Source organism: Methanolobus chelungpuianus, assembly GCF_024500045.1.
Lineage (GTDB): Archaea > Halobacteriota > Methanosarcinia > Methanosarcinales > Methanosarcinaceae > Methanolobus > Methanolobus chelungpuianus.
This window is the reverse complement of record NZ_JTEO01000002.1, coordinates 41,946-66,176: the sequence shown is the minus strand read 5'-3', so window position 1 is coordinate 66,176 and position 24,231 is coordinate 41,946. Positions and strand designations below refer to the sequence as shown.

The following is a 24,231-nucleotide window of genomic DNA, read 5'->3' as shown; positions in this document are numbered from 1 at the left end:
GCTGTTCTAACCACCTTACAATATAAGACAGTTTCATATCCCATCTGCAAAAGAACATAGTATTAAGTAAATCTACATACAAACTATATCGGGAAGAGGAAATTTGATATAAGCATAAAGTGTATTTATATACTTATCTTATTGTTCAAAGAGGGTTTATTTTGGAATTAAAACCTACAGGCATTCCAGGCCTGGACGAGATACTGGGGGGAGGTATCCCAAGGCCTTCGACCGTGCTTCTCGCCGGGAACCCGGGATCAGGAAGAACCACACTTGGGTTACAGAGCCTTTGCCATGCAGCCTCTGAAGGGGAGAAGGTTCTCTACGTGTGCCCTACTTCGAAATCAGAGAAAGCTGTAAGGGATTCCTTGGAAGGATACGAGTTCTACAATGATTCTCTGAATATCCGTACATACAGCATCAGCTCCGTGGAAAGGGATCCGCTTACCATGCTGGTTGACCTTGGGAACGCCGTTGCAGGCATGAAACCTGACCGGGTGATGATCGATCCGGTCACCCCCATAGGATTCGGCTTCCCTGAAGCTGAAAGAAGAAGGTTCATGTACTCGCTCAATTCTGCAATGGGGGAATGGAATGCAATTGTGTACCTGACAGGCACCATGACAACCTCCGAGGTATGCAGGTCCGTTATCAGTGATATTGCCGACGGGGTCATATATCTCTCCCAGAATATAGGTAAAGCGTATAATGACCGCCGCCTCAAGATCGTCAAGTTCAACAGCGCCGGCTATCTTGAGGGAGAGCACTCATTTGAGATATCAGGGTCAGGAATGAAGCTGTATCCGAGGCTGGAGCATGTGGTGACCGAAAGTTACGGGAACGCAGAGAGAACGGGATTCGGGATCTGGCAGATTGACGGCTTTCTGGGAGGAGGACTTTTCAGACGGTCTTCCACCCTCATTGAAGGCAATACGGGTACCGGAAAGACCCTGTTCGGACTACAGTTCATCGTGCATGGTGCCATGAACGGAGAACCTGGCATAATAAGCAGTTTTGAGGAAACGCCGCAGGAGTTGAGGCAATATGCGGCAAATGCCGGCCTGGATCTGAAAGGACTGGAAGAGAAGGGCCTTGTCAGTATACTGTATACTCCTCCTTCCGGGATAAATGCATGCAAGCATGCACTCCAGCTAAAGCAGATGATCGAGGGAACGGGGGCAGGAAGAATACTCCTTGACGACATATCAGGTTTTGACGATGTCTTTGACGATAACACTAAAAAGAGAGAACATATCCTGAACCTGATCAGGCTTTTCAAGAACAGTGATGTGACCTCCATGTTCATCAGCAATGACAGGACAGCCGGAAGGGACACGCTTACCCCTTCGGCCCCGATCTCTCCCATTGTTGATAATCTTCTGCTCCTGAGGCATCTTGAAAACGGAGGAGAGATAGTAAAATCCTTTTATATCCTTAAAAGCCACGGAACTGACCACGAGAAGCGCCTTATACAGTACGAGGTCACAGGTGAAGGGATAAGGATATCAGGCTTCCGGAAAGAAGACTGAATGCTCTTTTTTAAAGCTGTCAACGGCATAACACAAAAGCTTAAATAGTTGACCGTGCTAGTATGTCACACACTAGCACGGATGTGCGCCCCACATAAACTGATGATAAAGAGGCATTAGCAATGACAGGCATAGGAAAGAAGATACGGATTGAAAGGATAATGCACAGGGACAGCAGGAACATGGTCATCATTCCCATGGACCACGGGATATCCAACGGACCCATCAAAGGGCTAATAGATGTGCCAGCTTCAATAAACAAGGTCGCTGAAGGGGGAGCCGACGCGGTCCTGATGCAGAAGGGAATAGTCATACACGGGCACAGGGGATACGGGCACGATGTGGGACTTATCGTACACATCAGCGCTTCAACAGCCCTGGGGCCGGACCCGAATAACAAGGTGCAGGTATGCTCCGTGGAGGAGGTTGTGAAAATGGGCGCCGACGCCGTATCCATTCACATCAACGTGGGCTCCGAGACAGAATCAGACCAGCTCCAGCAGCTGGGCATGGTATCCGAGGAATGTACTTACTGGGGAATGCCCCTGCTTGCCATGATGTACCCCCGCGGGAAGGACATACAGAACCCCCATGACGCCGAACTTGTGGCCCATGTTGCAAGGGTGGGTGCGGAGCTTGGCGCAGACGTTGTCAAGACCCTTTACACGGGAAACCCCGACACCTTCAGGGATGTCGTAAGGGGATGCCCCGTCCCGGTAGTGATAGCTGGAGGACCGAAGACCAACACCGACCAGGAATTCCTGGAGATGATCAGGGGTGCAATGGACGGAGGGGCACGGGGTGTTGCGATCGGGAGGAATGTGTTCCAGCACGAGAACCCCACAAAAATTACAAAAGCTATAACAGAGATAGTGCACTTCAACAGGTCAGTAGAAGAGGCACTGGAAATGCTCAAGTGATTGGGATAGAGCCAGTATAGCCGGAAGTGCTCATATGAAGGATAAGACGATTTGGATAAAGGCCGATGAAGGGAACTGGGATGACAGGAAAACAGTGATCACAACAGGAATTGAGTCTGGTGTCGATTTCATTCTTGTCAACGGAGCGGATGTCAGCAGGGTAAAGGAGCTCGGGAGCGTAAGGGTTGCGGCCTTTGCCTACGACAATAAATCCGGCGCTGATATCGTTGTAGTGGGAAAGGGAGGAGAGGGAGACGGGAGCAAGCCGCTTCCCCCGGACTATGGCGGCTCCCTTGACGTCACATCAGCCATCCGGCTTAAGGAAAAGGGCGTAAAGGTTGCCGGGTATGTAATTATCCGCAATAAGGATTATGAGAACTTCGCCGCGGAACTTGGCAGCGTATGCGATTACCTGATCACCATTGGAACCGACTGGCAGGTCATTCCCCTGGAGAACCTCATAGCAGGACTACAGAAAAAGAACGTGAAGCTGATATCCGGTGTGAAAAGCTCCGAGCAGGCAAAGCTTGCCTTCGAGACCATGGAGCATGGTACAGACGGAGTGCTTCTGGATACGAGGGACCTGAACCAGATCAAGAAGACTGCGGCCCTTGTGGAAAGCGCAGGAGTGAAGGAGCTGGAGCTCAAAGCAGCTGTTGTTACAAGGGTCGAGCCGATCGGCATGGGAGACAGGGTCTGCGTGGACACATGTAACCTGATGGTAAGGGGAGAGGGCATGCTTGTGGGCTCACAGGCCAACGGTATGTTCCTTGTACATTCGGAATCGGAGGAGAGCCCCTATGTGGCATCCCGTCCTTTCAGGGTGAATGCAGGCGCAGTGCATGCCTATGTAAAGGTTGGCGAGAAGACCCGCTACCTTTCCGAACTGAAGGCAGGTGACGAGATAACCATCGTGGATGCAGAGGGCAGGCAGAGGGCAGGAGTCGTCGGCAGGGTAAAGATCGAGAGACGACCCCTGGTACTCGTGGAAGCGGATATCGGCGGCAAGATCGTCAAGAACATACTGCAGAACGCCGAGACCATCAAGCTTGTGACAAAAGACAAGAAACCAGTAGCTGTGACGGACCTGAAGGTCGGTGACGAGATACTGGTACACTCCGAGGATATCGGGCGCCACTTCGGAATGAAGATAGAGGAAACGATCATCGAGAAATAAGCAGGCAGCAGCAGGTGTCACGATGGTGGGAATAGGCAGCCTTGACCTTGGAAAAAGACCGGGAATCGTCGCGGTCATATCTGATGAGCCGGTGGAAAGTGCCAGGGCCGCTAAATGGCTTGGTGCCGACCTGCTGGAACTCCGCCTTGATATGCTGGAGTTCGGCAGCCCGGACGAGATGAAAAGGACCATTGAAAGGATAAAGTCCGGCACAGGACTTCCATGTATTGCAACCAACAGATTACAAGCAGATGGTGGCAAATGGCAGGGAAGCGAGGAAGCCAGGATAGAACTGCTGAAGCAGGCTCTTCCGTTCATTGACGCTGTCGATATTGAAATTGCAGCAGATGAGGACTTGAGGGATTCATTTATAAAACTTATAAGGGCTGCAGGAAAGACCTTGATAGTCTCCTCGCACGATTTTAAGTCTACGCCTACAGTTAAAGAGATGAAGGCCATCCTTGAATGTTCCTTTGAACTCGGCGCGGATATTGCAAAACTGGCGGTAATGCCGCTCTCCCTGCAGGATGCGCTTAACCTGCTGCAGGTGACCCTGGATTCAGGCAGGCCTGTCTGCACCATAGCCATGGGAGATATCGGCAGGCACACAAGGATAGCTGCGCCCTGTTATGGCTCAGTCCTTACATACGGCTCCATAGGCAAGGCAGTGGCACCCGGACAGGTACAGATACACCAGCTAAAATCAGCCCTGGAGATACTGTTTTGAGAACGGTTTTCGCTGTATTTGGGGATCCGGTAGGTCATTCCCTTTCTCCCGCGATGCACAATGCGGCATTTGAAGCCTTGGATATGGAATGCACATACTATGCCTTCAGGGTGAGCAGGGAGGAGCTCAAAGCCGCACTTGAAGGCGCGAAAGCCATGGGATTCGGAGGCGTCAACCTTACAGTGCCCCTGAAGCAGGAAGCCCTTAAGATTGTGGATGCTGATCCTCTGGCGGCGGCTATCGGAGCAGTGAACACCGTAGACTTCAGGAACGGTATGAAAGGCTACAACACTGATGGCATAGGTGCTAAACTATCCCTGGAGGAGGAAGGTGTTGATATCCGGGGCTCGGAAGTGCTCATAGCCGGGGCGGGAGGCGCAGCCCGTGCCATCGCTTTCCAGCTTGCAAAAGATGGAGCCAGTGTCACCATAGCCAACAGGACAGCGGAGAAGGCAATCGAACTGGCCGCTGATGTCTCAGCCGTGGGAAATGCCAGGGGGTGCGGCTTTGAGAACCTCGGGTCACTCATCAGGGAAAGCGATGTCCTTGTGAACTGCACGGTCCTGGGAATGAAACCAGACATAGGGGGAACTGTCGCCACTGCGAAAGACATGCATTCCGACCTTACTGTGTTTGACATTGTCTACAATCCGCTGGAGACCCGCCTGCTAAGGGAAGCAAAGCTTGCCGGAGCGAAAACTGTCACCGGAGTCATGATGCTTGTCTACCAGGGAGCTGAGGCTTTCAGGATCTGGACAGGGGTCCGGCCACCTGCTGATGTTATGAAAAGAGCGGTGCTGGAGGGACTCAGGACTTGAAAGTGCTGATCATCGGCGGCACGGGCGAGATGGGGCAGTGGTTCACGCGCTTCTTCAAAAGCAACGGCTATGATGTGAGCGTCTGGGGCAGCGGAGGAAAGGTCGAAATTGCCCGCAAGATGGGCGTGGAGTTCGTTCCCGATCTTGACAGGGCGATATCTGAAAGCGATATCGTCATCATTACAGTACCTATCAATACCACCGAGCAGGTCATCCGGGAAACCGCGCCGAAGATGAAAAGCGGCAGTCTGCTCATGGACCTGACATCACTTAAGGTCAGGCCCACGGAGGCCATGAAAGAATATGCACCCGCGGACGTGGAGATACTGGGCACCCATCCCATGTTCGGTCCGTCAATACCCGGCCTTCACGGGCAGATAGTGATACTCACGCCTGTTGAGGACAGGTGCAGGAAATGGTACCCTGTGATAAGGTCACTGCTGGAGGATAACGGGGCTCATATAGAAGTGATCAGCCCGCAGGAGCACGACAGGTTCGTTTCCGTGGTCCAGGGGCTCACGCACTTTGCCTACATAACCATAGGCACCACTTTCAACAGACTGGATTTCAGTGTCCCGGAGTCCAGGAGATTCATGAGTCCCGTATATGACATCATGGTGGATTTCGTGGGCAGGATACTGGGCCAGAACCCCTACCTCTACGCTTTCATCCAGATGGAGAACCCGGAGGTGCTGAAAGTCCATGATGCTTTCATGCAGGAATGCAGTGAGATGTCTGAGATCGTGCGGAAGCAGGATGTGGAGAGCTTCATTTCCAGAATGAAAGAGGCGGCAGTACATTTCGGCGATACTTCAGCAGCCCTGCGCCGCTCGGACAAGCTCATCAACTCCAAAATAGCAGAGCTTGACGAACTTGTCAACTCCATCGGCATGGAGAAGGGTCTGAGGCACATATATTCGGATGTTGTGCATGTGGGGACTGTAAAGAAGGTCACACCCCGAAGCGTGGTGCTCTCCACCGGCACCAAGCCCGTTTCGCTGAAGCTGGAGAATGTCCGCCTGTTGTCCCCGGAAGAGCTCCGGCAATGGAAAGCAGATAACCTCAGGGAGCATTCGAGAGATATATCCTTCATAATTCCAAAAGGCGCGGACCCGGAGATCATCCGCGGGATCATAGCTGCTGACAGGAACGTTATCTCAGTCCGGTTAATAGATACTTATACATGCGCTAAAAGCGAAACCGGACCAAGCGTAACCTATCGCATAGGCATAATCGGGGATGCAAATGCCACGGTTGTGAACAATGAAATCACAGCACTGCTCACAGGCATAGGCTGCAGGATCAGAGGATAGGAGAGGATAGGAGCTATTGCCTGACTTCCAGACTATTTAAGTCCTGATGGCTCACATTTATACGATGTGCCGGGAAAAACGTTATCAAGCACTTATGCTTACACTAAATCTGTGATAATTTGAACAGAGAACCCATAAACCCACAAAAATATATCAGGTTCCTTAAGATAGGCATATTCTTTACTGCCCTTTTCGGTATGTACCTGGGAATCCAGGGGCTCTACTTGATGCTCGTGGAAAGGAATTTCATCACCGGAGCCTCCCTTTTCCTTGCAGGCCTCCTTATAGCTCCCCCACCTATTGGTATCTCCAGGATGGTAAAGGAACAGTTCGGTATCGATCTCTCCATACCGGTAAGAATGGTGGCTACAACCCTGCTCCTTTTCATAGCATGGTTGAGCCTGTAAAAGGAACAGTTACCTTACCCTGCTTACGAGGTCTTCGAGGGCGGCTTTGGGATCCTTGGCCCTGACAATACCCGATGCCAGCAGCACGCCCACCGAACCCAGCTCAAGGGCTGCCTCAAGGTCCTCCCCTTTTGATATGCCTGCACCGCACAGGACGTTGACTGACGGGTTCACTCTCCTGACCGCATCCACTGATCCTGTGACCACCTGCGGATCGGCTTTTGACACCGGGATGCCGCTGCCGATAAGCTCGGGGGGTTCCACAGCGACATAATCAGGGCCCAGGGCTGCGGCTGCTGCGGAGGTTGCCACATTGTTAGTGCATACTATGCTTGCCAGACCTGTCTCCCGTGCCTTGCTTACCGACGCATCGATGTTTGCAAGCGTCAGGCGGTATTCGGAGTGGTTGATCAGAGTGCCGACTGCTCCCGCATCCTTAATGCACTGAGCAAAAGCATGCCCTGTAAAGCTTCCTGCACCCACGCTGTCCAGATGCTGCGCATAAACAGGAATATCCACCTGGGAGGAGACCCTGTAAATATCGCAGAACTGGGGTGCTACTGCAATATCTATGCCGGAATCGTCCGCAACTTCCCTGCATGAGCGTGCTATCCTCACAGCACCTTCTCCTGTACTCTCAAGGAAGGTCTTCAGGTTCAAAACTATTAATGTCGAACTCATGTAATCTCTCCGGAGAGAGATAATACCTCAAAATAGAAAAAAGCGTGTGTTGTTATGTAACACACGCGGGATTGTATGCTCAGAAGTCTGTCATTACCCTGAACTGGTCGATCTCAGGGTTGTTGAGGCCTTCAATGAACTTCTCGGCGACTTGTCTTACATCCTTGGCGTTGGTGATTGCCCTGCCTACCACAAGGATGTCTGCGCCTGCCTTGAGTGCATCGGGCATTGTATCGATGCGGATACCGCCGGCCACTGCCACAAGGATCTTTGGGGAGAGGGCCTTGATGCTCTGGATGTTGCCCCATGCATGCTCGGTGTGCTCGATGTCGATGGCACGGTGCAGTTCCACAACGTCAGGCAGTTCCTTGAGCTGTTTGAGCACTGCCACAGGGTCCGGGCAGTTCAGGGTGTCCATGACAGCATATATTCCGGTCTTGTGAGCTTCCTCGATAGCCTTGTTGAGGGTTGCCACAGGTGCCAGTGCCGAGACCACTATGGCGTCTGCGGTTGCATCTGCAACCATGCGGGCCTCGAGGTTACCGGTGTCCAGGGTCTTGAGGTCGGCAACGATGAACGCATCCGGGCGGACTTCCCTGAGCCTTGAGATGACGTCGACACCATAGCGCTTGATGAGAGGCGTGCCTGCTTCCAGTATTACGTGGTCGCTCTTTGGCAGCTGGTTCACGACGCTGAGGATTGCCTCGATATTGGGGTTATCCAGTGCAACCTGCAGGTATGGCGGATTCCAGAGCCTTGTGACCTTGAATCCCATTATTGCGTGTCCCATCCTGTCCTTCTCCTTGAGCACTGTGCCTGCATCCGGGAATCCTTCCAGGGCGCGCTTCACGGCCAGCTTGGTTGCCCCGTAGTTGTACCTGTATATCCTGTTGTAGTCCTTGGCCTCAGGGTGGATGAAAACGCTTGCAACGACAACGATGTCCTCGATGTCCATCTCGCCGAACACGCCCTCCTCAAGGGCGTCGGCCACTGCCTTTGCCACAGCGGCCTGTGCAGGGCCGAAGATCTGGGCTGCCTGGTCCATGTTCTTAACAGTGACCTTCGGGACTATGAGCGTCGCAGGTTTTGTTGGAAGGTTGGGACGTATGACTGAGAGCAGAGGGGTGTGTCCTACTGACAGCTGTGTTAAGCCGTTTGCAAATGCCTGACCTACAGGACCGTTCTTGTTACCGATCATGAGGTCAACGTGCGCGAGTTCTGGTGCCTCGCCAATTAGAGCTTCTCCGATTAAGAACATCAATTCACCTACATAGATAAATGGGATCTATCGTACCCGTGCAGAACCGGCACTTTTTATATGACAGTTGCGGCACAAGGCATGTTATGCGTGCAATATATAGTATTATAATAAATACCTTCTTCAAAAAGGATATGCTTTTCAGACAGAAACTACCGATCCAGGTTACAATATTCGTGGGCAGATGGCTTTAAGCCTGCATTCCTCGCATCTGGGAGACGTCGGACGGCATATGCTCTGACCGAAAAGCACCATCAGGCCGTTAACATCTTTCCACGCATCCTTTGGGACCACTTTCTCAAGTTCCTTCTCCGTTTCATCCGGCCCGGAGGTTTTTACCAGACCCAGCCGGTTCGAGATCCTGTGCACGTGAGTATCCACTGCTATGACATCCTGCTCGTAGGCATAGCCAAGCACGCAGTTGGCAGTCTTTCGCCCCACACCGGGCAAGCGGAGCAGTTCTTCCATGCTGTTGGGAACAACACCCCCATAGTCCTGCAGTATGATGCGGGATATCTCGACAATGCGCCGGGCTTTGACCCTGTAGAAGCCCACATCCCTGATCAGGGCCTGTATATCCTCGGCATCGGCTTCCGCCATCTTCCGGGGAGTGTCATAGACTGCAAAGAGCCTCTTTGTCGCCGGAATGGTCACCTCATCGCGTGTCCGCTGGGAAAGCACCGTGGATACCAGCATATAGAAGGGGTCCCTGCAGGTATGGGAATAGCCCCCCGGATACATCTCCCTGAGACAGGAAATAAGTTCGTCGGCAAACATCAGGGATTGTAGATTAGCAAATTATAAACCGTTTTCTGTAATATTGCCTGAGAGACACTGCCAGGGACACATAGTTCAGTATCTAAAGGCATGTATTTTATACTAGGGGACCTTATTTTTATTCATGGGAGTGAATAAATTATATACTTACGCATTATCTATTGTTCTTTTTATTGCAGCCGCTTCGTTGCTGTATACTCAGGAAATGCAGGCATTAACCCTGATGGGCAGTGCCTCAGCACAGAACACCAGTGAAGGCACAGAACTTACAATATATTCCCAGAACATTGCACTCGTAAGGGAAAGTATAACGGTGGACCTTCAGGAAGGTATCAACGTTGTCAATATAACAGGCGTTGCTTCCCGGATAGATCCGGGTTCGGTCATCCTTGAAGACACAGAGCAGAATGGAACTTACATTATAGAGCAGCAGTTCAGTACTGATAACGCCACCGTCACCAGGCTGTTGCAAAATAGCCTGGGCAGGGAGATCACTGTCACAGACGAGGCAGGCAGCTCCTATACGGGAATACTGCTAAGCCATGAGAACGGCAGGATAGTCATCGATAGTTCCGGGAACATCATCACATTCATGGATCCCTCAAGAATAGAGTTCGAAGCCAGTGGAGATATCCTTGCAGGGCCTGCACTCACCTGGCAGATATACTCCCCGGAGGCAGGAAGCAGGACACTGCTGATGTCCTACCTGACAGAGGATATTAACTGGGAGGCCAACTACATTGTGAGGCTCACGGACAATGAGAGCCAGGCCAGCATTGACGGGTGGGCCACCATAGATAACCAGGCAGGCACCGGCTTCAATGACGCCAGGATCAAACTGATCGCAGGGGACGTGCGCAGGGTGTCCGGAGGTGCCGATCCCGAATATGCCACCGACCAAGCAGTAAGCGAGCAGGCACCGGAGCAATTCAATGAGGAGTCGCTGTTCGAATATCACATATATACCCTGAACAGGACCACAAGTCTGGAGGACGGCGAGACTAAACAGATATCGCTGCTGTCCGAAAGAGACGTGCCTGTGGAAAGGGAGTATCTTTTTGAGAGCAGTATAAGTGACAGGATAAAGGTTATGATGAGCACTGAGAACACAGAATCCAACGGGCTTGGGATACCCCTTCCGGGAGGTATAGTCAGCACCTATGCGGAGGATTCCGACGGGATGCTGCAGTTTGTCGGAGAGGATGAGATAAGACACACGGCCATAGGACAGGAAGTGCGCATGTTCGTAGGATATGCTTTTGATATTACCGGGGAGAAGACCCAGACAGACTTCCAGAGCCTGGGTGAATCCGCAGAGCGGAGAAGTTACAGCATAAATCTCACGAACCAGAAGCCAGAGGATGTGAATGTCACTGTGGTCGAGAACATATACGGGGACTGGGAAATAACCAACTCCTCACACAACTATACGAAAGTGGACGCATTCACCGCCGAGTTTGACGTGGATGTCCCGGCAGACGGAGAGGAGACACTGACATACACAGTGGAGGTACGCTATCAGCAGGCGATCCCTTACTGAGGATCAGACTTAGAGGATTCGGTAGCAGCTATATGCGAGGGAGTGTAGGAAGGAAATGATACATGTACCGCAGTACCGCTTCCCTCTGCACTCTCGATCCAGATCTTCCCGCCATGTACTTCAGCAATCGTCTTACTGACGTAAAGCCCCAACCCGCTGCCCCCGTACTTTCTTGTCATTGAGCTGTCCACCTGATAGAAGGGGTTGAATATATTAGTGAACTCAGCAGGGGGAATGCCTATACCCTTATCTGTTATCACGACATGCACGTCGCCCTTGTCCCTGAAAGCTGATACATCGATAAAGCCTTCATTCCTGCTGAACTTGATAGCATTGTCAAGAAGGGACCTGAAGAGGTAAGGGATATATTCCACGTCGCCCCTGATGAGGGGAAGATCTTTTTCAAAATTGCGGAACATCCTTATCTTCTTGTCTGCCGCCTTGAAACTGAAGTAGTCCATGACCTTTTTCAATGCATCCTCTATACGGAGGGGGTCAAACCTGTAGCTTACTTTGCCGGACCTGACGATACTTATGTAGATGAGGGAATCAAGCAGGAAACTCAGGTGATCGTACTTGTCAAGGACTATCTGCATGGCGTTCCTTTGTTTTTCGTTCAGGGGGCCCAGCACCTCATCGTGCACAAGTTCACTGTAACCTTTTATGGATATGAGGGGAGTCTTCAGTTCATGGCTGAGGTTTGAGATGAACTCATCCTTCATCCGGTCCAGGGACTGAAGTGACTCATTGGCCTTTGCCAGGTCATCGATATATCTGCGGATAGACTCCTGGGCTTTCTTACGTTCGCTTATATCACGGCTCACGCCCAGGAAGAACCTGAACTGGCCTTTTTCGTCGAACACAGGACGTGCAATTGACTCTGTCCAGATCCGGTGACCATCCTTGTGGAATTGTTCCACCTCCAGGACCTCCGTACGGTTGTTCTTGCCGGTTTTCCGGAAATCCTCAAAAAAAGCATCTATTGCAAGCCTGATCCTGGAAATGCTGTCCTGAGGGAAGATCTCAACGAGACTCTGGCCCATCACTTTTTCAGGCGTATAGCCCCTCAGTTTAAGGACAGACGGGCTGACATACAGGAACCTGCCCTCCCTGTCCATGGTCCAGATGACATCACTGGCATTCTCTGCAAGCAGGCGGAACTTTTCCTCGCTTTCCCGAAGGGTCTGCTCAGCCCTCCTTCTTTCAGTAATATCACGCCCGCTGCTTAGAATTGCAGGCCTTCCATCATATTCAATCAGCTTGACACTCATCTCCACCGGAACCCGGCAACCGTCTTTCCTGAGGCATTCGGTCTCAAACACTACATGCCCTTTTTCTATGACAGCTGCAAAGTCTTCCTTGCACTTGTGCAAATGCTCAGGCGGGACCAGATGGGATTTCGAGAAATGCAAAAGCTCTTCCTTGCTGTACAGGAGCAGATCGCACAGAGAAGGGTTCACCTCCAGGATAGTGCAGTTCATATCAAGTATCATTATAGGATCTACGGAATTCTCGAAAAGGGCCCTGAACTTCTCCTCTGAAGTCTTTATCTTTTGTTCTGCGCTCCTCTGATCGGTGACATCCGTACCGGAACAGAGGATGGTTGCGATCATACCCGAGCTATCAATGATAAAGGAGTTACGCCAGCATATCAGCCTTTTTTGCCCGGTCCTGGTAACAACATGGCCCTCGAAACTTTCAGGATTACCCGGAACGTCCGTCCCCGCCCTCGCAAACAGGGACTCGGTAAGAACCCGCTCTTCGGGAGGAATGACACGTTCCAGCCAGTCTGATCCGATAAGTTCCCCTTCAGCATAACCAAGCACTTCATTGCATCTTGAGTTGGAAAGGGTGACTTTGTGGCCCGCATCTATGGCAACGATCATGCTGCCTGCAATATCGAGATACTGCTTTGTTTTCCGGCTCTCTGCAGCCAGTTCATCGTAGAGCAGTTTGTTCTTTAACAGGGTCCTTACACGTGTCAGGACTTCAAACCTGTCAACAGGCTTTGTGAGGAACTCGTCGGCACCGGCCTTGATACCCTCCAGCCGGTCATCCCTGGAAGAGAGAGATGTGACCATTATGACCGGAATGAAGCAGGTTTCCTTTGAGGACCTCATCCTGCTGCATACTTCATAGCCGCTCATGCCCGGCATCATGACATCAAGAATTACAAGGTCGGGTCTTTCAGAGTCAATGATATCAAGGGCCTCTTCCCCGCTGTAGGCAGCCTTCACTTCGTAATCAGCCATAAGTTGGGCTTCGATTAACCTGACGTTAAGGACGTCGTCGTCGACAACGAGTATTTTCGATCTGTTTTTATCGCTCATGCTGCGTACCGGTTGTTTCTGCCCTCGGGCCTTGAATGTAGTATTATAGCGATGCATTATATATAATAAATTTTCCTTTGCCGAAATAATTAAATTCAGGGCAGGAAATCAAATGTTCTTTCTGATAATTCAGTACAAAAACATCGGACCTGGCCTGCTGCGGGCATAGGTTCTTAAACGGGCAGGACAATGGAGGGTTTTATGTTTGAGCAGCTCATGATCCCCGTATCCGCCTATGCATACATGAGCCTCTTTATCACAAGTTTCCTGGCATCAACTGTTCTTCCCATAGGTTCAGAAGCTCTTGTGATACTGCTTATAAGGTCCGGTTATGATCTTCCCGTAGTGGTCCTCGTAGCAACGACAGGAAATTACTTGGGAGCCTGCACAACGTATTACATAGGCCTTAAAGGACGAACAGGGGTCATAGAGAAATACCTGTCCATTTCAAGGAAGGATCTCGAGAAGGCAGACAGATGGTTTACGAGATATGGCTCGTATGCCCTGCTGTTTACCTGGGTGCCTCTCATAGGCGATGCCATTACAGCATCAGGAGGGCTCCTAAAGCTTAATTTCAGGATATTCTCCATTTATGTTTTTATCGGGAAGTTCGCACGTTACTTGGTGCTGGCGTATATTGCCGCAGGCATATAAGCCGGTGACCAGATACCAATACATCAGACTTCAGGATACCGCCTTTCGGGATACTACCTGAGCCAGTTGTTTTTACACAGGAACATTAGATAGGCTTAAATACCCGGGTATCAATATATCCTTAAATATATAATAGATGTTAATAACAATGGACTGGATATATCATGACCACGTTCGACATAGACCAAAAAGAGCTTGTAAAAAACTCTGTGCTGATACCGGTTGCATTCGTGGCCGGAACGCTGATAGCGATACTGGCCTACAGTTACCTGCCTCAGGAAATAGCCCTTATGTCAGTGATCAGCGGCGCAGTGCTTATATCGCTCATCACCTATGCCCTTGTAAGGACAAGGTCCAACTGAACTCTGCATCACTTTCGATGCGATAATTATATAGCCTTGCATATCCATTTACACCTCTTGTCCATGGGCTCGTGGTCTAGCTGGTCATGACGTCGCCTTCACACGGCGGAGGTCCGGAGTTCGAATCTCCGCGGGCCCACTCTTGTTTTATACATTTTCATTGTTACCAGTTCATCCCTTTTGCGGTATCGTGCGCAGCGAGATGCCTCGAACCGTGCTCCAGAAACAGGATCTGGGTTCTGGATCTCCGCGGGGCCATCATCTATTTACCTTTCCGATGTTGGTACTACTTGGTTAACCGAAGTAAAGTCCCGGACACGCCTTGACAGGGCGGCGGGATGGTATTGTCTGAACGGGAATTGGCCCGTTCAGTAAAATACCATATAGATCGCACCTGTGAGAAGGAGGCTGGACACACCCATGATCGCTCCGCCGATAGTATATGTCTTCAGCACTTCGGGAGTCTCCATCTCTGCAAAATCGGCCAATATCCAGAAGTACGGGTCGTTGAAATGGGATATAAGGAATGTTCCCGAAGCCATTGAGAACAGAACGATCTCGGCAGGCAAGGCCAGTTCCGGCATAATAGGTATCACGAGCGCGGATGCGATGAACAGCGTCACCATTCTTGAACCCTGGACAGTCTGCACAGCTGCAGCAATAAGGAATGGTATAAGCAATGCGGGTATGCTTGATTCTAAGAGTGTGTCCCCGAGTGCCTCGCCTACACCTGCAAGTGCTAAAGCAGCCCCAAGCGCACCTCCCCCACAGATATCCAGCAGTACTAATCCTGCCCTGCGTATTCCCTTTTCCACCCATGCCCTTATATCAGGAGATGTATGGCTCCGGGTAAAAAGTACCATTGCAAGTATGGCGCCTGCCAGAAGGGCCATGCTTTCATGGCCAACGAACTCGATGATCGGGACGTTTGTAAACAGGCGTGCGACAATGAGCACGACAGGAACGACAATAGGTGTGTAAGAGGCAGTCCTGAATACTGCTATCTCTTTCTCATCCGTCGTATACCCGTTGACAGCGTTTTGTATATGATCGGTGCTTATACTGAACCCATAATATTTTGCAGCATACAGGTAACCTGCTAACATTGCTACAATGGCGATAACAGATCCTATCATTAATACCTTGATTACCCCTACCTCCGCAGGCCCCATTTGATTTACAAAGGCGTAGATACCTGGTGAAGGGTACAGGAGACCGAAAGATGCCATTGTCGCAAGCGCAAGAACAACTTCAGTAAGCCCCTTTGGAAACCCATACCTAGTACTCATGTCTTTAGCAACTGGAAGGAATATGATGAAAGCCAGTATCAGGCACATCATGGGGACCGCAAAGGCAAATCCGAGCAGGCCGATTGCCAGTATGGGTTTCTTGAAGAGCTTTGTAATATCCCTGGCTATCAGTGCAGTCGCCCCGCTCTTATGCAGTATCACGCCTATTATGCTTCCAGAGGTAACTGTAATAGCATATTGTGAGAAAATGTTACTCATGCCCGCGGTTACTGTTTCAATTATCGCTTCGGTTTCACCCGCAAGGAATCCCACCAGAACAGACCCTGCTATCAGACTGATAAATGGATGGACCCTTAACCGCGCAGTAAGAACCAGTATGAAAACCAGCGCTACAAGGAAAATGAGCATCGGGTTCATTTACTCTTCCTTCCTATGTTGCGTTATTATATTCCCGTCTGGCCCGACTAGACCCGGATTTGCATTTCTCACTGCATACATCATGCAAATCTGAAAGATAAGCACAGCTATTAACAGCAGATTTTTTTTGAGATACATAACCACCACACTCTTTTACAGAATAAGTAAGGGCTTAAGATGATTATTAATTTTTCTAACAAACGTCCCTAACACTACATCCTTAGTTATTATAAGAAAATTAGATCAAATTGAATGACCTTTTACAGACGGAAGAAAAAACCTGTCAGTCAGTGAGTATCTTCACACCATGGGCTTCTCCATTACTCACTGCATCCTCGTTTTCCGGCTGCACCTTATTTCAGGTAACGGGCCCTTCCAACAATCGTGGTGCCCTGTACGGGGCCAGTCAGAATCCAGGAGACTCTTTCTACTGTCATGACATTGAGATGCCATTTACGACTACTCATAGCAGAAGCCCTCCTGAAACACTTATACCGGTGTCAGCCCGGGAATAAAGGATTTTTACAGGATCACTAATGAGTATAATCAATTAATCGTATCGAATCGCCAATCTTCTTTTCAATTGCCGTTCTCATCTGTCCGGCATGCGGACAGGCAAAACCGATAGGATTTCCTCGCGTGATACATGAAGCAAGAACAATCGTGTCAGCTCCGCGCCTGACCATTTCAGCAGCCCTCCAGACCGCTTTCTTTCCCGGGCAACCGCCGCATGAGACAACACCGATCACTTCTATCTCATCCTCGACGCCTTCGAATGCAAGCTTTTTCTCCTTCATAACCATCAAATCCGTTGTTGCGGGACATATGTCCTCTGTCTGCATACACCTGATCAACCCTGCTTTCATAATTCCGCCTCTTTCACATTTATAAATACACTTTCCGCCAGCAAAACTGAAGTGTCCGGCATGCCGGCATTTTCAGATCTCAACGAAGACCTTTGCAAGGGATTCACCTTTAACATGAATAGAGAATTGGTAAAGATATCCAAAAGGCACCGTATAAACGCTTATGCCTTTGCTCCTCAGTTTCTCTTCAATCGATACGATAACTTCCATTGCGAACTCCGGTGATGATTTGCTGGATGACAGATGAGCAAAGGAATGTAATACGATCTTGTCCTTATTCACCTTATTGAGATACCATTTGATGTTCCCCACTGCGCTTTTGACGATCTTGCTCTTTCTTTCCTCGTCTTCCGATTCGGCATGTATGAAAACGACAGCAGTGTTCTCTATCCTCTCTTCGATCTCGACATCCTCCACGCTTTCAATTGTCTTGCAATGAGTATCAAACCAAAAATATTCCACATCGAATAGTAGCAGTTTCATATGCCCCGCTCCTTATAAACATCAGTCGTTATGGCGTATCTCCTTCTCCCCGGTTCACCAAGCAGTCATATTGCAAGAATAAGGAGCGGGCTTCTTTCATATATACATATTCTGCATGCTATATTCATGGCATTACTATTGTCGAAGGCATTGATAAGTTCCGTATCAGTGTTTCCTCTGGCGCGGACTCAGGGAACCGGAGCCTGGCGGATATCCTCAAAAGGCTTAATATTGGTTAAGGACAAAGCCTGAAGAGACAATGCAGTGCTTTAAAACTATCGAATATCTCAAAAACTCATATGGCGAGCGCATTAGCCAGATAGCTGATCAAAGAAGGTCTGGAAAGAAACTAGTCGGCACTTTCTGCCTCTTCGTACCTGACGAGATCATTTTTGCAGCCGGAGCTGACCGTGTAATACTCTGCGGAGGCAAGAATGACACCGTATCGATAGCAGAGCAGTATCTGCCAAGAAACATCTGCCCGCTTGTCAAGTCTTCTTTCGGCTCAATTGTCAATAATGGCTGCTCAGGCATAAGATCCTGTTCTCACTTCAGTATGGTGGATATGATCGTAGCCGAGAATACCTGTGACAGTAAGAAGAAGATGTATGAACTGCTTGGGGAGTATGTTCCAACCTATGTAATTGACCTTCCCCAAAAGCCTGACACTCCTGAAGCCCTGAAGTATTTCTTATCCGAGCTCGAAAAATTCAGAGGTGTTATGGAACAGCTTACAGGCAACAAAGTGACTACCGAAGGATTAAGGCAGGAGATCAGATCCTCGAATGAGACAAGACGGCTATTTCACAGGCTCTATGAACTACGTAAAGAGGATCCAAGCCCCATAAGTGGCTCCCAGGTGCTGAAAATCCTTCAAAAGCAGTATTTCTTATCGCCCGATAAGCTTAAGGAATACCTGCGAATGCTTATCGAAGAAGTGGAGAGCGTCGAGCCCGGGCAGGTCCGTAAGCCCAGGATAATGGTCTCAGGCTGCCCAATGCCAGGAGGTAACACGAAAGTGACCGATATCATAGAGAGCAGAGGCGGCGTCATTGTTGCGGAGGAAAGTTGTACCGGTACAAGGTCTTTCTGGTACCTGGTAGACGAGGATAAGGATCCGATGACCGCACTGGCCGAAAGGTACATAAAAATACCATGCTCCTGCATGAGCCCCAACGACAGGCGCATAGATAATATCCTCGAACTTGCCAGAGAGTTCAGGGTCGATGGCGTGATCCACTATACACTGCAGTTCTGCCACGGGTACAACATCGAAAAGCAGAAGGTACAGAAGGCCCTGAAGGAAGCCGGGATCCCAATGCTCTCTATTGAAACGGATTACAGTGACTCTGACGTTGAGCAAATCGGACTTCGTGTAGATGCATTCATGGAGATGATCTCCTGATCTCGGTGGGAATTGATGCAGGTTCCGCTACGACCAAGGCGGTGCTTGTCAAGGAGGACAGCAGCATCGTTCAATCCATCCGGTCCACTGAATTTGATTTTGTTTCTGCTGCAGAAAAGGCATACGAAGATGTGCTTGGAAGCGCCGGAATTGGAAGAGAAGAGGTGGATCACGTATATTCAACGGGATATGGCAGGAACAGCATAAGATTTGCCGACAGGTCCATCAGTGAGATAACTGCCCATGCAAAGGGCGTACATCACCTATACCCGGAAGTAGAAGGCATAATAGATATTGGAGGCCAGGACTGTAAGGTAATAGCGGTCAGCAAAGGGAAAGTAACTGATTTCCTGATGAACGACAAATGCGCTGCTGGCACAGGTAAATTCCTGGAGTATACTGCAAGGGCGCTCGAAGTGCCAATAGAGGAACTTGCAAGGATGGCGCTTGCTTCAAGATCACCTGCAGGCATAAGCAGCATGTGCACCGTTTTTGCGGAATCGGAAGTGATATCGCTGCGTGCAAAAGGCTATTCAAAAGAGGATATCGCAGCCGGGCTTGTTGAGAGCATTGCCAGGAGGGTTGCTGTCATGGCCCGGCAAGTGGGGCTTAAAAGAAATGTGGCCTTTGTGGGAGGAGTGGCAAAGAATGCAGGTATCAAAGCAGCACTTGAGAAAGAGCTGGGCATATCACTTAATGTGCCTCCTGAACCTCAGGTCACTGGAGCATTGGGGGCAGCACTGTACAGAATCGATTGAAGGGAGTTTTATGCTGCGCAACGTTCAGAAAGAACTGATATCAGAGCATAATAAGAAAAAGAAAAGGCAAGGAGAGATCATCCCTCTCCTTTCTGCATGAGCTCTATGATACTTTCCAGCTCACTAACTATGTATTCCGCCTGTTCTGAAGACAATCTGTTCCTTGGGAGATATTGTTCCTGGATAGATCCGATTATCTTCTCAAGTCTCTGGGTGCTCTTTTCGTAGTCTTCCTTCTCGATCATTATAATTGCGTTATTGAGATTTGCCGCAAGAGAGTTCTTGGTACCCGTGTCAACACCTTCCAAACTGCAGATGTAACTCTGAAGGTCTTTGAGTCTTTCAGACGGGTTGTTCGCAGGCTCTTCAGGCAAGATGCTGAATTTAACTGAAACCGAGGAGAAATCCGGTTTTATACCGTTGCCTGTGTTGAGCATCACTCTTGCACTATATTCTCCTGCATCGAGGCTGCTTGTGTCCATGGAGACATTGTATGCGTAGATGCGCGCAGAGCCACCGGCCCCGTTATTTGCAGCGTACCCATAACCATAACCGAAGTTGTATCCATAACCATAGCCATAGTCATAACCATAACCATAGCCATAACCGAAATCCGATGATGACGGGACTGATATTGGGTCGATGGTCACTCCCGGACTATCAGAGAGAATGGTCCCGTTGGGCGCAAAAACGACACTTCGCACGATTCCGTCATTATCATAGAGCAACAATGAGAAGTCCTTCATCGGAACGTACCTGTCCATCCCCGTTATGTCTGCTGTAACAGTGAATGTGATCTCTTCACCCTGAACGGGTGTGTTGTTGTCTATATTCAGTCTGATCTGCACTGCAGTTGCAGGTCCGGACAAAACGAGCATTATCACTATTGCCACAGTCACCGCAACGCTTGCGTATCTCATATTCAGTAATCCTTTTCCATCCATTTTCTCATACTCCTTTTTTACCAGCTTGAATTCGTAGATCCTGATGACATCTTCGTATTCCACGGAGAAGCCCCTTTGACTCCCATATCCCCATATTATGCAATAAGCAGGAATTCCTCTTTCTTGATATATTCCTCAAGCTTCGGAACTGATCCTTATAATAGAGCTGTTCATTCATACTGGCACCGCCGCACTTTAATCAATATGTCCCTAACGAAATCCAGAGTCGCTGAACTTCTCCGCTGTAGTCGGCCGGAACTGCAGCCGATACGGCGAATTGATGCTCTTTACAATTAACGTTTGTATGTACCTTTTATGCACACGTATAAGAAATCCATGTTCATAAAAAGAGGAGGGTATGTTCTTAAATTCCACAAATAATCCCTGCTGGTCAAAGAAAGACCAAAGTCAATGGCACTAACACATTTTTCTTAGTGGCATTCATATGTTCAAGCATATTGAACACCCTTGAACGGCAGACCCCTGTACGTGTCTGGAAGCCAGACCGGGAAACTCCCGAGCCCAGGGGCTGCCAGGCAGGCATTATTATCCATTTTTAACATCAGGTTCGTTCCTCTTGCATTAATCATCTTATTTATTCTTCATATTATATATTTAATTGGCAATATGCACTTCCAATATTTAGCATTATTCCTTAGAAATGATGTTACTCATGAGTGATCTTAAGCAGTGTGCCGGAAAAAACGACGGCTCTTCTATGATCAGCACATTATGCATGCTCCGGGAATAAAAGAGGGATTCGGCATGTCATTCCGGCCTTAAAGAAATACGTGGACAATGAGCCTTTGCACTGCCTGGACTTTGTCAGCTCATGTCCCGGGAGAAGTATCTGGAGTAAAGCTTGTGACCGTAATATCAGGTACTTTAAAGAAGTTGTTTTTGGAACCTGGATATTATGGCATTTACAACTGTAGTCTTTCAGTTCCTTCTCCGGATACCTGGTTCCTTTTTTCCGTTCTCGTGAACAGTTTCCTTCTGGCAATGTAGACTACTACCGGTACTGGCAATAAGAGCAGTAAGTAGTAATTGTCTGGAGGATTATAGATACCATCTTCTCCGGACACTTTTGTCACGACAATATTCTCGCCCTCTCTGAACTTAACGGTTATCAGGTATTGCCCATCACCCTGGTAGAAGTCCTCGTAGGGTATCTCGATACTATTTTCGGTTCCTGATATCGGGTATGACCTGTCAAGGAAGGTCCTTGACCCGAGAGGGCTCAGTAATCTAATGGATACTTGTGCATCATCCTTCCACGACTCCCCATTAATACCCGGACCTTTTAATATCAGGCCCAGTTTTATTCCCGACTCCGTTTCTTCCACGTACAGGGGAATACCGCTCACGGGAGGGTTTATGGGAGCCTGGATCCTGATCGCATTGCTTAAGCTTTCAGTGCCATATTTAGTACTGACAACAGCCCTCAGTTCGTTATCGCCGGCTTCTTTGGAGTTCAGTTCGAAGCTGTGTACCAGCGTCTCCCCGGGAGCCAGGCTTCCGAAAATGCTGATGCTTCCCACTTCGTCTTCACCAAGATACAGGTCTATAGACCCGCTACCGTCCCCTGGATAGGGTTTCTGTCCATCGTTGAATATTGTCACTTTGACTACTGCAGGCTCATAAGCCCTTATCTTTGGAAGATCGATCGACTTGACCTTCAGGACAGGCACGTTCGCTTTTTCGTCAGCAACCCATATGTCCGACAGGCTCAGCATTTTATCAGTTATCTTGTCTACAGTCAGCCTCACCGCAGGCACACCCGAGGCGTTCTTCAAAAATATGATCTGCCCCGCTGATACATTCGCAAGTGCATACCTATATGTCTGCTCCCCGTCTACAAGTGCAAGGTTCGGAGAAGGCGTATCTGAGTACTGTATCCGGAAACCGTTCCCTGTTGGTAAAGTCATACCTCTCTCAAGCGACATGGAACTTTGGTATGAGGAGATCCCTGAAAGTCCAAGCGGCTTGGACATCAGTCCCCTTATTTCCTGCTGGGTGAGGGCACGGTCATAGATGCGCACTTCATCGACAGTTCCCTCAAAGAATGTTGCTGAACCGTGTTTGGAGGTCCCGATCAACAGATTATGGCTCCCGTAGTCTTTCCATATACTGTCTTCGCCAATCTTTTCTTCTCCTGCGAGTTCTCCGTTGATGTACAAGAGGATTCTATTCTCAGAGGGTTTGTATACGCCTGCCACATGGATCCATTCGTCTTTAATCTCTGCTACATCCGCAGTGACGGTATATGTGGGACCATCCTTGTTATTCATTCTGCCTGTACTGAAGCCGATTTTCGTGTCCGATTGCCATATAATGCGCCAGTTATAGTGACACAGGACATACTTTGTGCTGTCCCGGATTCCTGTGGATTTCACCCATAATGAAAATGTATGGTCGCCCTCTTCAAATTTATCTTTCGTGTTAGGTACCTCTATATAATCCGTCAGCCCGTCTAACCGAAGAGCATAGTTTTCCATGCCTTTTATCCATTCGGCTCCATAGATAGTGGCATGATTGTTCCCCCCGCTGTAATCGTATGCTGCGAGATCTGCATTCTCGTCAAGCGGCAAATACAGTATAAGGTTTTCTTCTTTGACCGGCTTAATCGCCGGAGCTTCAGAAATTATTCTGCCTGCCAGCAACTCGCTTAGTCTGATCTCGGGGTGTTCTGAAGTTATAAAGACATCATCGACCTGGAATACGAGATACTTGTCACCTTCTGACCTGAACTCTACAGGCTCGTTTGGTGCCAGTACTGCGGAATTGATCGTCTTGCCAGAGGAAGAGACTTTGATAAGTGCTTTACTGCCCTTTGCTTCCTCAAGACTCAGTTCATAAGGACCTATGGTCAAAGGCCCGCCCTTATTCACTGTTCCCTTACTGACGTAGAATTCTGCGTTTTCCACAGCAGGGTCTATGATTCTCATTTCATCAAAAGAGGACCTTGCAGCACCCTTGTCTTTGTCGCTCACGTATCCGGCTTCAAGCCTCACCCGGAGAGCGTTTATGTTCTCAGGCACTGTTATGAATGCGTGCTGCTTATCAGATGAAGGATTGAAAGTCTTAAGTGTGACCCAGCTTTTCCTCTCACTGTTATAGCCCCTTATCACTGCTTTAGTCTCGACTGCGTTGGTGCTTTTAACCCGTGCTGTAACAAGGAACATATCTCCTTCTTCTGCATCGAAACTTTCGCTTTCCATAACACCCTTGGCAGTAGAGGCGTACTTACTGGTTTCAAGCATCAAAGCATAGTTTCCTTCTTCCCCCCTGACCTGTACGACATTCCAGTCAGCGTTCGGCGTGGTCCAGTAAAGGGGCTTTCCAACGTTCCAGTCTTCAAAACCGGAATTTTGTATAAGGTCTTCTCCAAGATGATTTGCCGAAGCAAGCGGAGTTAATATCAGTATAGTGGCCAGTAAGATCAGGAATGAGTATCGCGTGGTTTTTGACAAATTATAACACCTTGGGCTTTTTTTTAAGAGGTAGTGGATCATACAGTGATATTTATATAATTAACAAAAGGTTTTTTAATTAATTTTCCCTAGCATAATAATTGTATAAATATAACAAATGATTTAAGTAGTTTTATATTTA

General features: G+C 49.1%; 21 protein-coding genes and 1 tRNA gene. 13 read left to right on the top strand and 9 right to left on the bottom strand.

Translation table 11 applies throughout. The annotated features are described in order from the left end of the window. Positions 1–161: 161 nt before the first annotated feature. The 7 genes from PV02_RS01180 (at position 162) to PV02_RS01150 (ending at position 6,891) form a co-directional block, all read left to right on the top strand. Positions 162–1,529, top strand: coding sequence for a DUF7125 family protein (locus PV02_RS01180; RefSeq protein WP_256621534.1), 1,368 nt, complete (start codon positions 162–164; stop codon positions 1,527–1,529). Between the two features lie 122 nt (positions 1,530–1,651). Next, a complete protein-coding gene (locus tag PV02_RS01175) occupies positions 1,652–2,449 on the top strand; it encodes a 2-amino-3,7-dideoxy-D-threo-hept-6-ulosonate synthase (protein ID WP_256621533.1) in 798 nt (265 codons plus the stop codon). A 34-nt stretch (positions 2,450–2,483) separates the two neighbouring features. Then, positions 2,484–3,626 (top strand): 3-dehydroquinate synthase II, encoded by a 1,143-nt coding sequence (locus PV02_RS01170; RefSeq protein WP_256621531.1) that lies wholly within the window; start codon positions 2,484–2,486, stop codon positions 3,624–3,626. Positions 3,627–3,648: 22 nt separating this feature from the next. After that, the gene (gene aroD, locus PV02_RS01165) at positions 3,649–4,353 is read left to right on the top strand and encodes a type I 3-dehydroquinate dehydratase (protein ID WP_256621530.1); all 705 of its coding nucleotides are present in this window, start codon (positions 3,649–3,651) and stop codon (positions 4,351–4,353) included. Then, positions 4,350–5,171, top strand: a complete 822-nt coding sequence (locus PV02_RS01160; protein WP_256621529.1) for a shikimate dehydrogenase — start codon at positions 4,350–4,352, stop codon at positions 5,169–5,171. The genes aroD and PV02_RS01160 overlap by 4 nt, the downstream gene beginning before the upstream one ends. After that, entirely contained in the window at positions 5,168–6,484 is a 1,317-nt protein-coding gene (locus PV02_RS01155) for a prephenate dehydrogenase (protein ID WP_256621528.1), read from the top strand. Before PV02_RS01160 ends, PV02_RS01155 begins: the two co-directional genes overlap by 4 nt. 119 nt (positions 6,485–6,603) lie before the next feature. After that, a complete protein-coding gene (locus PV02_RS01150) occupies positions 6,604–6,891 on the top strand; it encodes a hypothetical protein (RefSeq protein ID WP_256621526.1) in 288 nt (95 codons plus the stop codon). A 9-nt stretch (positions 6,892–6,900) separates the two neighbouring features. Here the strand turns inward: PV02_RS01150 and tpiA are convergent, their stop codons facing one another. The 3 genes from tpiA to nth form a co-directional block, all read right to left on the bottom strand. Then, complete coding sequence (gene tpiA, locus PV02_RS01145) at positions 6,901–7,572, bottom strand: triose-phosphate isomerase (RefSeq protein WP_256621524.1); 672 nt, start codon at positions 7,570–7,572, stop codon at positions 6,901–6,903. A 79-nt stretch (positions 7,573–7,651) separates the two neighbouring features. Next, complete coding sequence (locus PV02_RS01140) at positions 7,652–8,830, bottom strand: bifunctional 5,6,7,8-tetrahydromethanopterin hydro-lyase/3-hexulose-6-phosphate synthase (RefSeq protein WP_256621522.1); 1,179 nt, start codon at positions 8,828–8,830, stop codon at positions 7,652–7,654. A 165-nt stretch (positions 8,831–8,995) separates the two neighbouring features. Continuing rightward, complete coding sequence (gene nth, locus PV02_RS01135; RefSeq protein WP_256621521.1) at positions 8,996–9,607, bottom strand: endonuclease III; 612 nt, start codon at positions 9,605–9,607, stop codon at positions 8,996–8,998. 205 nt (positions 9,608–9,812) lie between these two features. Here nth and PV02_RS01130 point away from each other — a divergent pair, with 205 nt between their 5' ends. Continuing rightward, the gene (locus PV02_RS01130; RefSeq protein ID WP_256621520.1) at positions 9,813–11,147 is read left to right on the top strand and encodes a DUF4139 domain-containing protein; all 1,335 of its coding nucleotides are present in this window, start codon (positions 9,813–9,815) and stop codon (positions 11,145–11,147) included. Here the strand turns inward: PV02_RS01130 and PV02_RS01125 are convergent. Next, positions 11,141–13,477, bottom strand: coding sequence for a PAS domain S-box protein (locus tag PV02_RS01125; protein ID WP_256621518.1), 2,337 nt, complete (start codon positions 13,475–13,477; stop codon positions 11,141–11,143). The two genes, PV02_RS01130 and PV02_RS01125, sit on opposite strands and share 7 nt — an antisense overlap. 201 nt (positions 13,478–13,678) lie before the next feature. On the opposite strand from PV02_RS01125, the gene PV02_RS01120 reads away from it, so the two are divergent. The 3 genes from PV02_RS01120 to PV02_RS01110 all read left to right on the top strand — a co-directional run bounded on the left by PV02_RS01120 (position 13,679) and on the right by PV02_RS01110 (position 14,632). Further along, positions 13,679–14,131: a YqaA family protein gene (locus tag PV02_RS01120; protein WP_256621517.1), complete on the top strand. Its 453-nt coding sequence runs from the start codon at positions 13,679–13,681 to the stop codon at positions 14,129–14,131. A 164-nt stretch (positions 14,132–14,295) separates the two neighbouring features. Further along, entirely contained in the window at positions 14,296–14,493 is a 198-nt protein-coding gene (locus tag PV02_RS01115) for a hypothetical protein (protein ID WP_256621515.1), read from the top strand. Between the two features lie 65 nt (positions 14,494–14,558). Next, positions 14,559–14,632: transfer RNA gene (locus PV02_RS01110), tRNA-Val, on the top strand. Positions 14,633–14,861: 229 nt separating this feature from the next. Here PV02_RS01110 and PV02_RS01105 read toward each other — a convergent pair. The 3 genes from PV02_RS01105 to PV02_RS01095 all read right to left on the bottom strand — a co-directional run bounded on the left by PV02_RS01105 (position 14,862) and on the right by PV02_RS01095 (position 17,509). Continuing rightward, entirely contained in the window at positions 14,862–16,160 is a 1,299-nt protein-coding gene (locus PV02_RS01105) for a GntP family permease (RefSeq protein ID WP_256621514.1), read from the bottom strand. Positions 16,161–16,693: 533 nt separating this feature from the next. Further along, positions 16,694–17,026, bottom strand: a complete 333-nt coding sequence (locus PV02_RS01100; RefSeq protein ID WP_256621513.1) for a CGGC domain-containing protein — start codon at positions 17,024–17,026, stop codon at positions 16,694–16,696. A 72-nt stretch (positions 17,027–17,098) separates the two neighbouring features. Next, complete coding sequence (locus tag PV02_RS01095) at positions 17,099–17,509, bottom strand: threonyl-tRNA synthetase editing domain-containing protein (protein WP_256621512.1); 411 nt, start codon at positions 17,507–17,509, stop codon at positions 17,099–17,101. 259 nt (positions 17,510–17,768) lie between these two features. Here PV02_RS01095 and PV02_RS01090 point away from each other — a divergent pair, with 259 nt between their 5' ends. Then, the gene (locus PV02_RS01090; protein WP_256621511.1) at positions 17,769–18,914 is read left to right on the top strand and encodes a double-cubane-cluster-containing anaerobic reductase; all 1,146 of its coding nucleotides are present in this window, start codon (positions 17,769–17,771) and stop codon (positions 18,912–18,914) included. 5 nt (positions 18,915–18,919) lie between these two features. Continuing rightward, positions 18,920–19,672, top strand: a complete 753-nt coding sequence (locus tag PV02_RS01085) for an acyl-CoA dehydratase activase (RefSeq protein WP_256621509.1) — start codon at positions 18,920–18,922, stop codon at positions 19,670–19,672. Between the two features lie 77 nt (positions 19,673–19,749). On the opposite strand, the gene PV02_RS01080 is transcribed toward PV02_RS01085, so the two are convergent. Continuing rightward, a complete protein-coding gene (locus tag PV02_RS01080) occupies positions 19,750–20,679 on the bottom strand; it encodes a hypothetical protein (RefSeq protein WP_256621508.1) in 930 nt (309 codons plus the stop codon). Between the two features lie 860 nt (positions 20,680–21,539). Further along, a complete protein-coding gene (locus tag PV02_RS01075; RefSeq protein WP_256621506.1) occupies positions 21,540–24,089 on the bottom strand; it encodes a LamG-like jellyroll fold domain-containing protein in 2,550 nt (849 codons plus the stop codon). Positions 24,090–24,231: the final 142 nt, after the last annotated feature.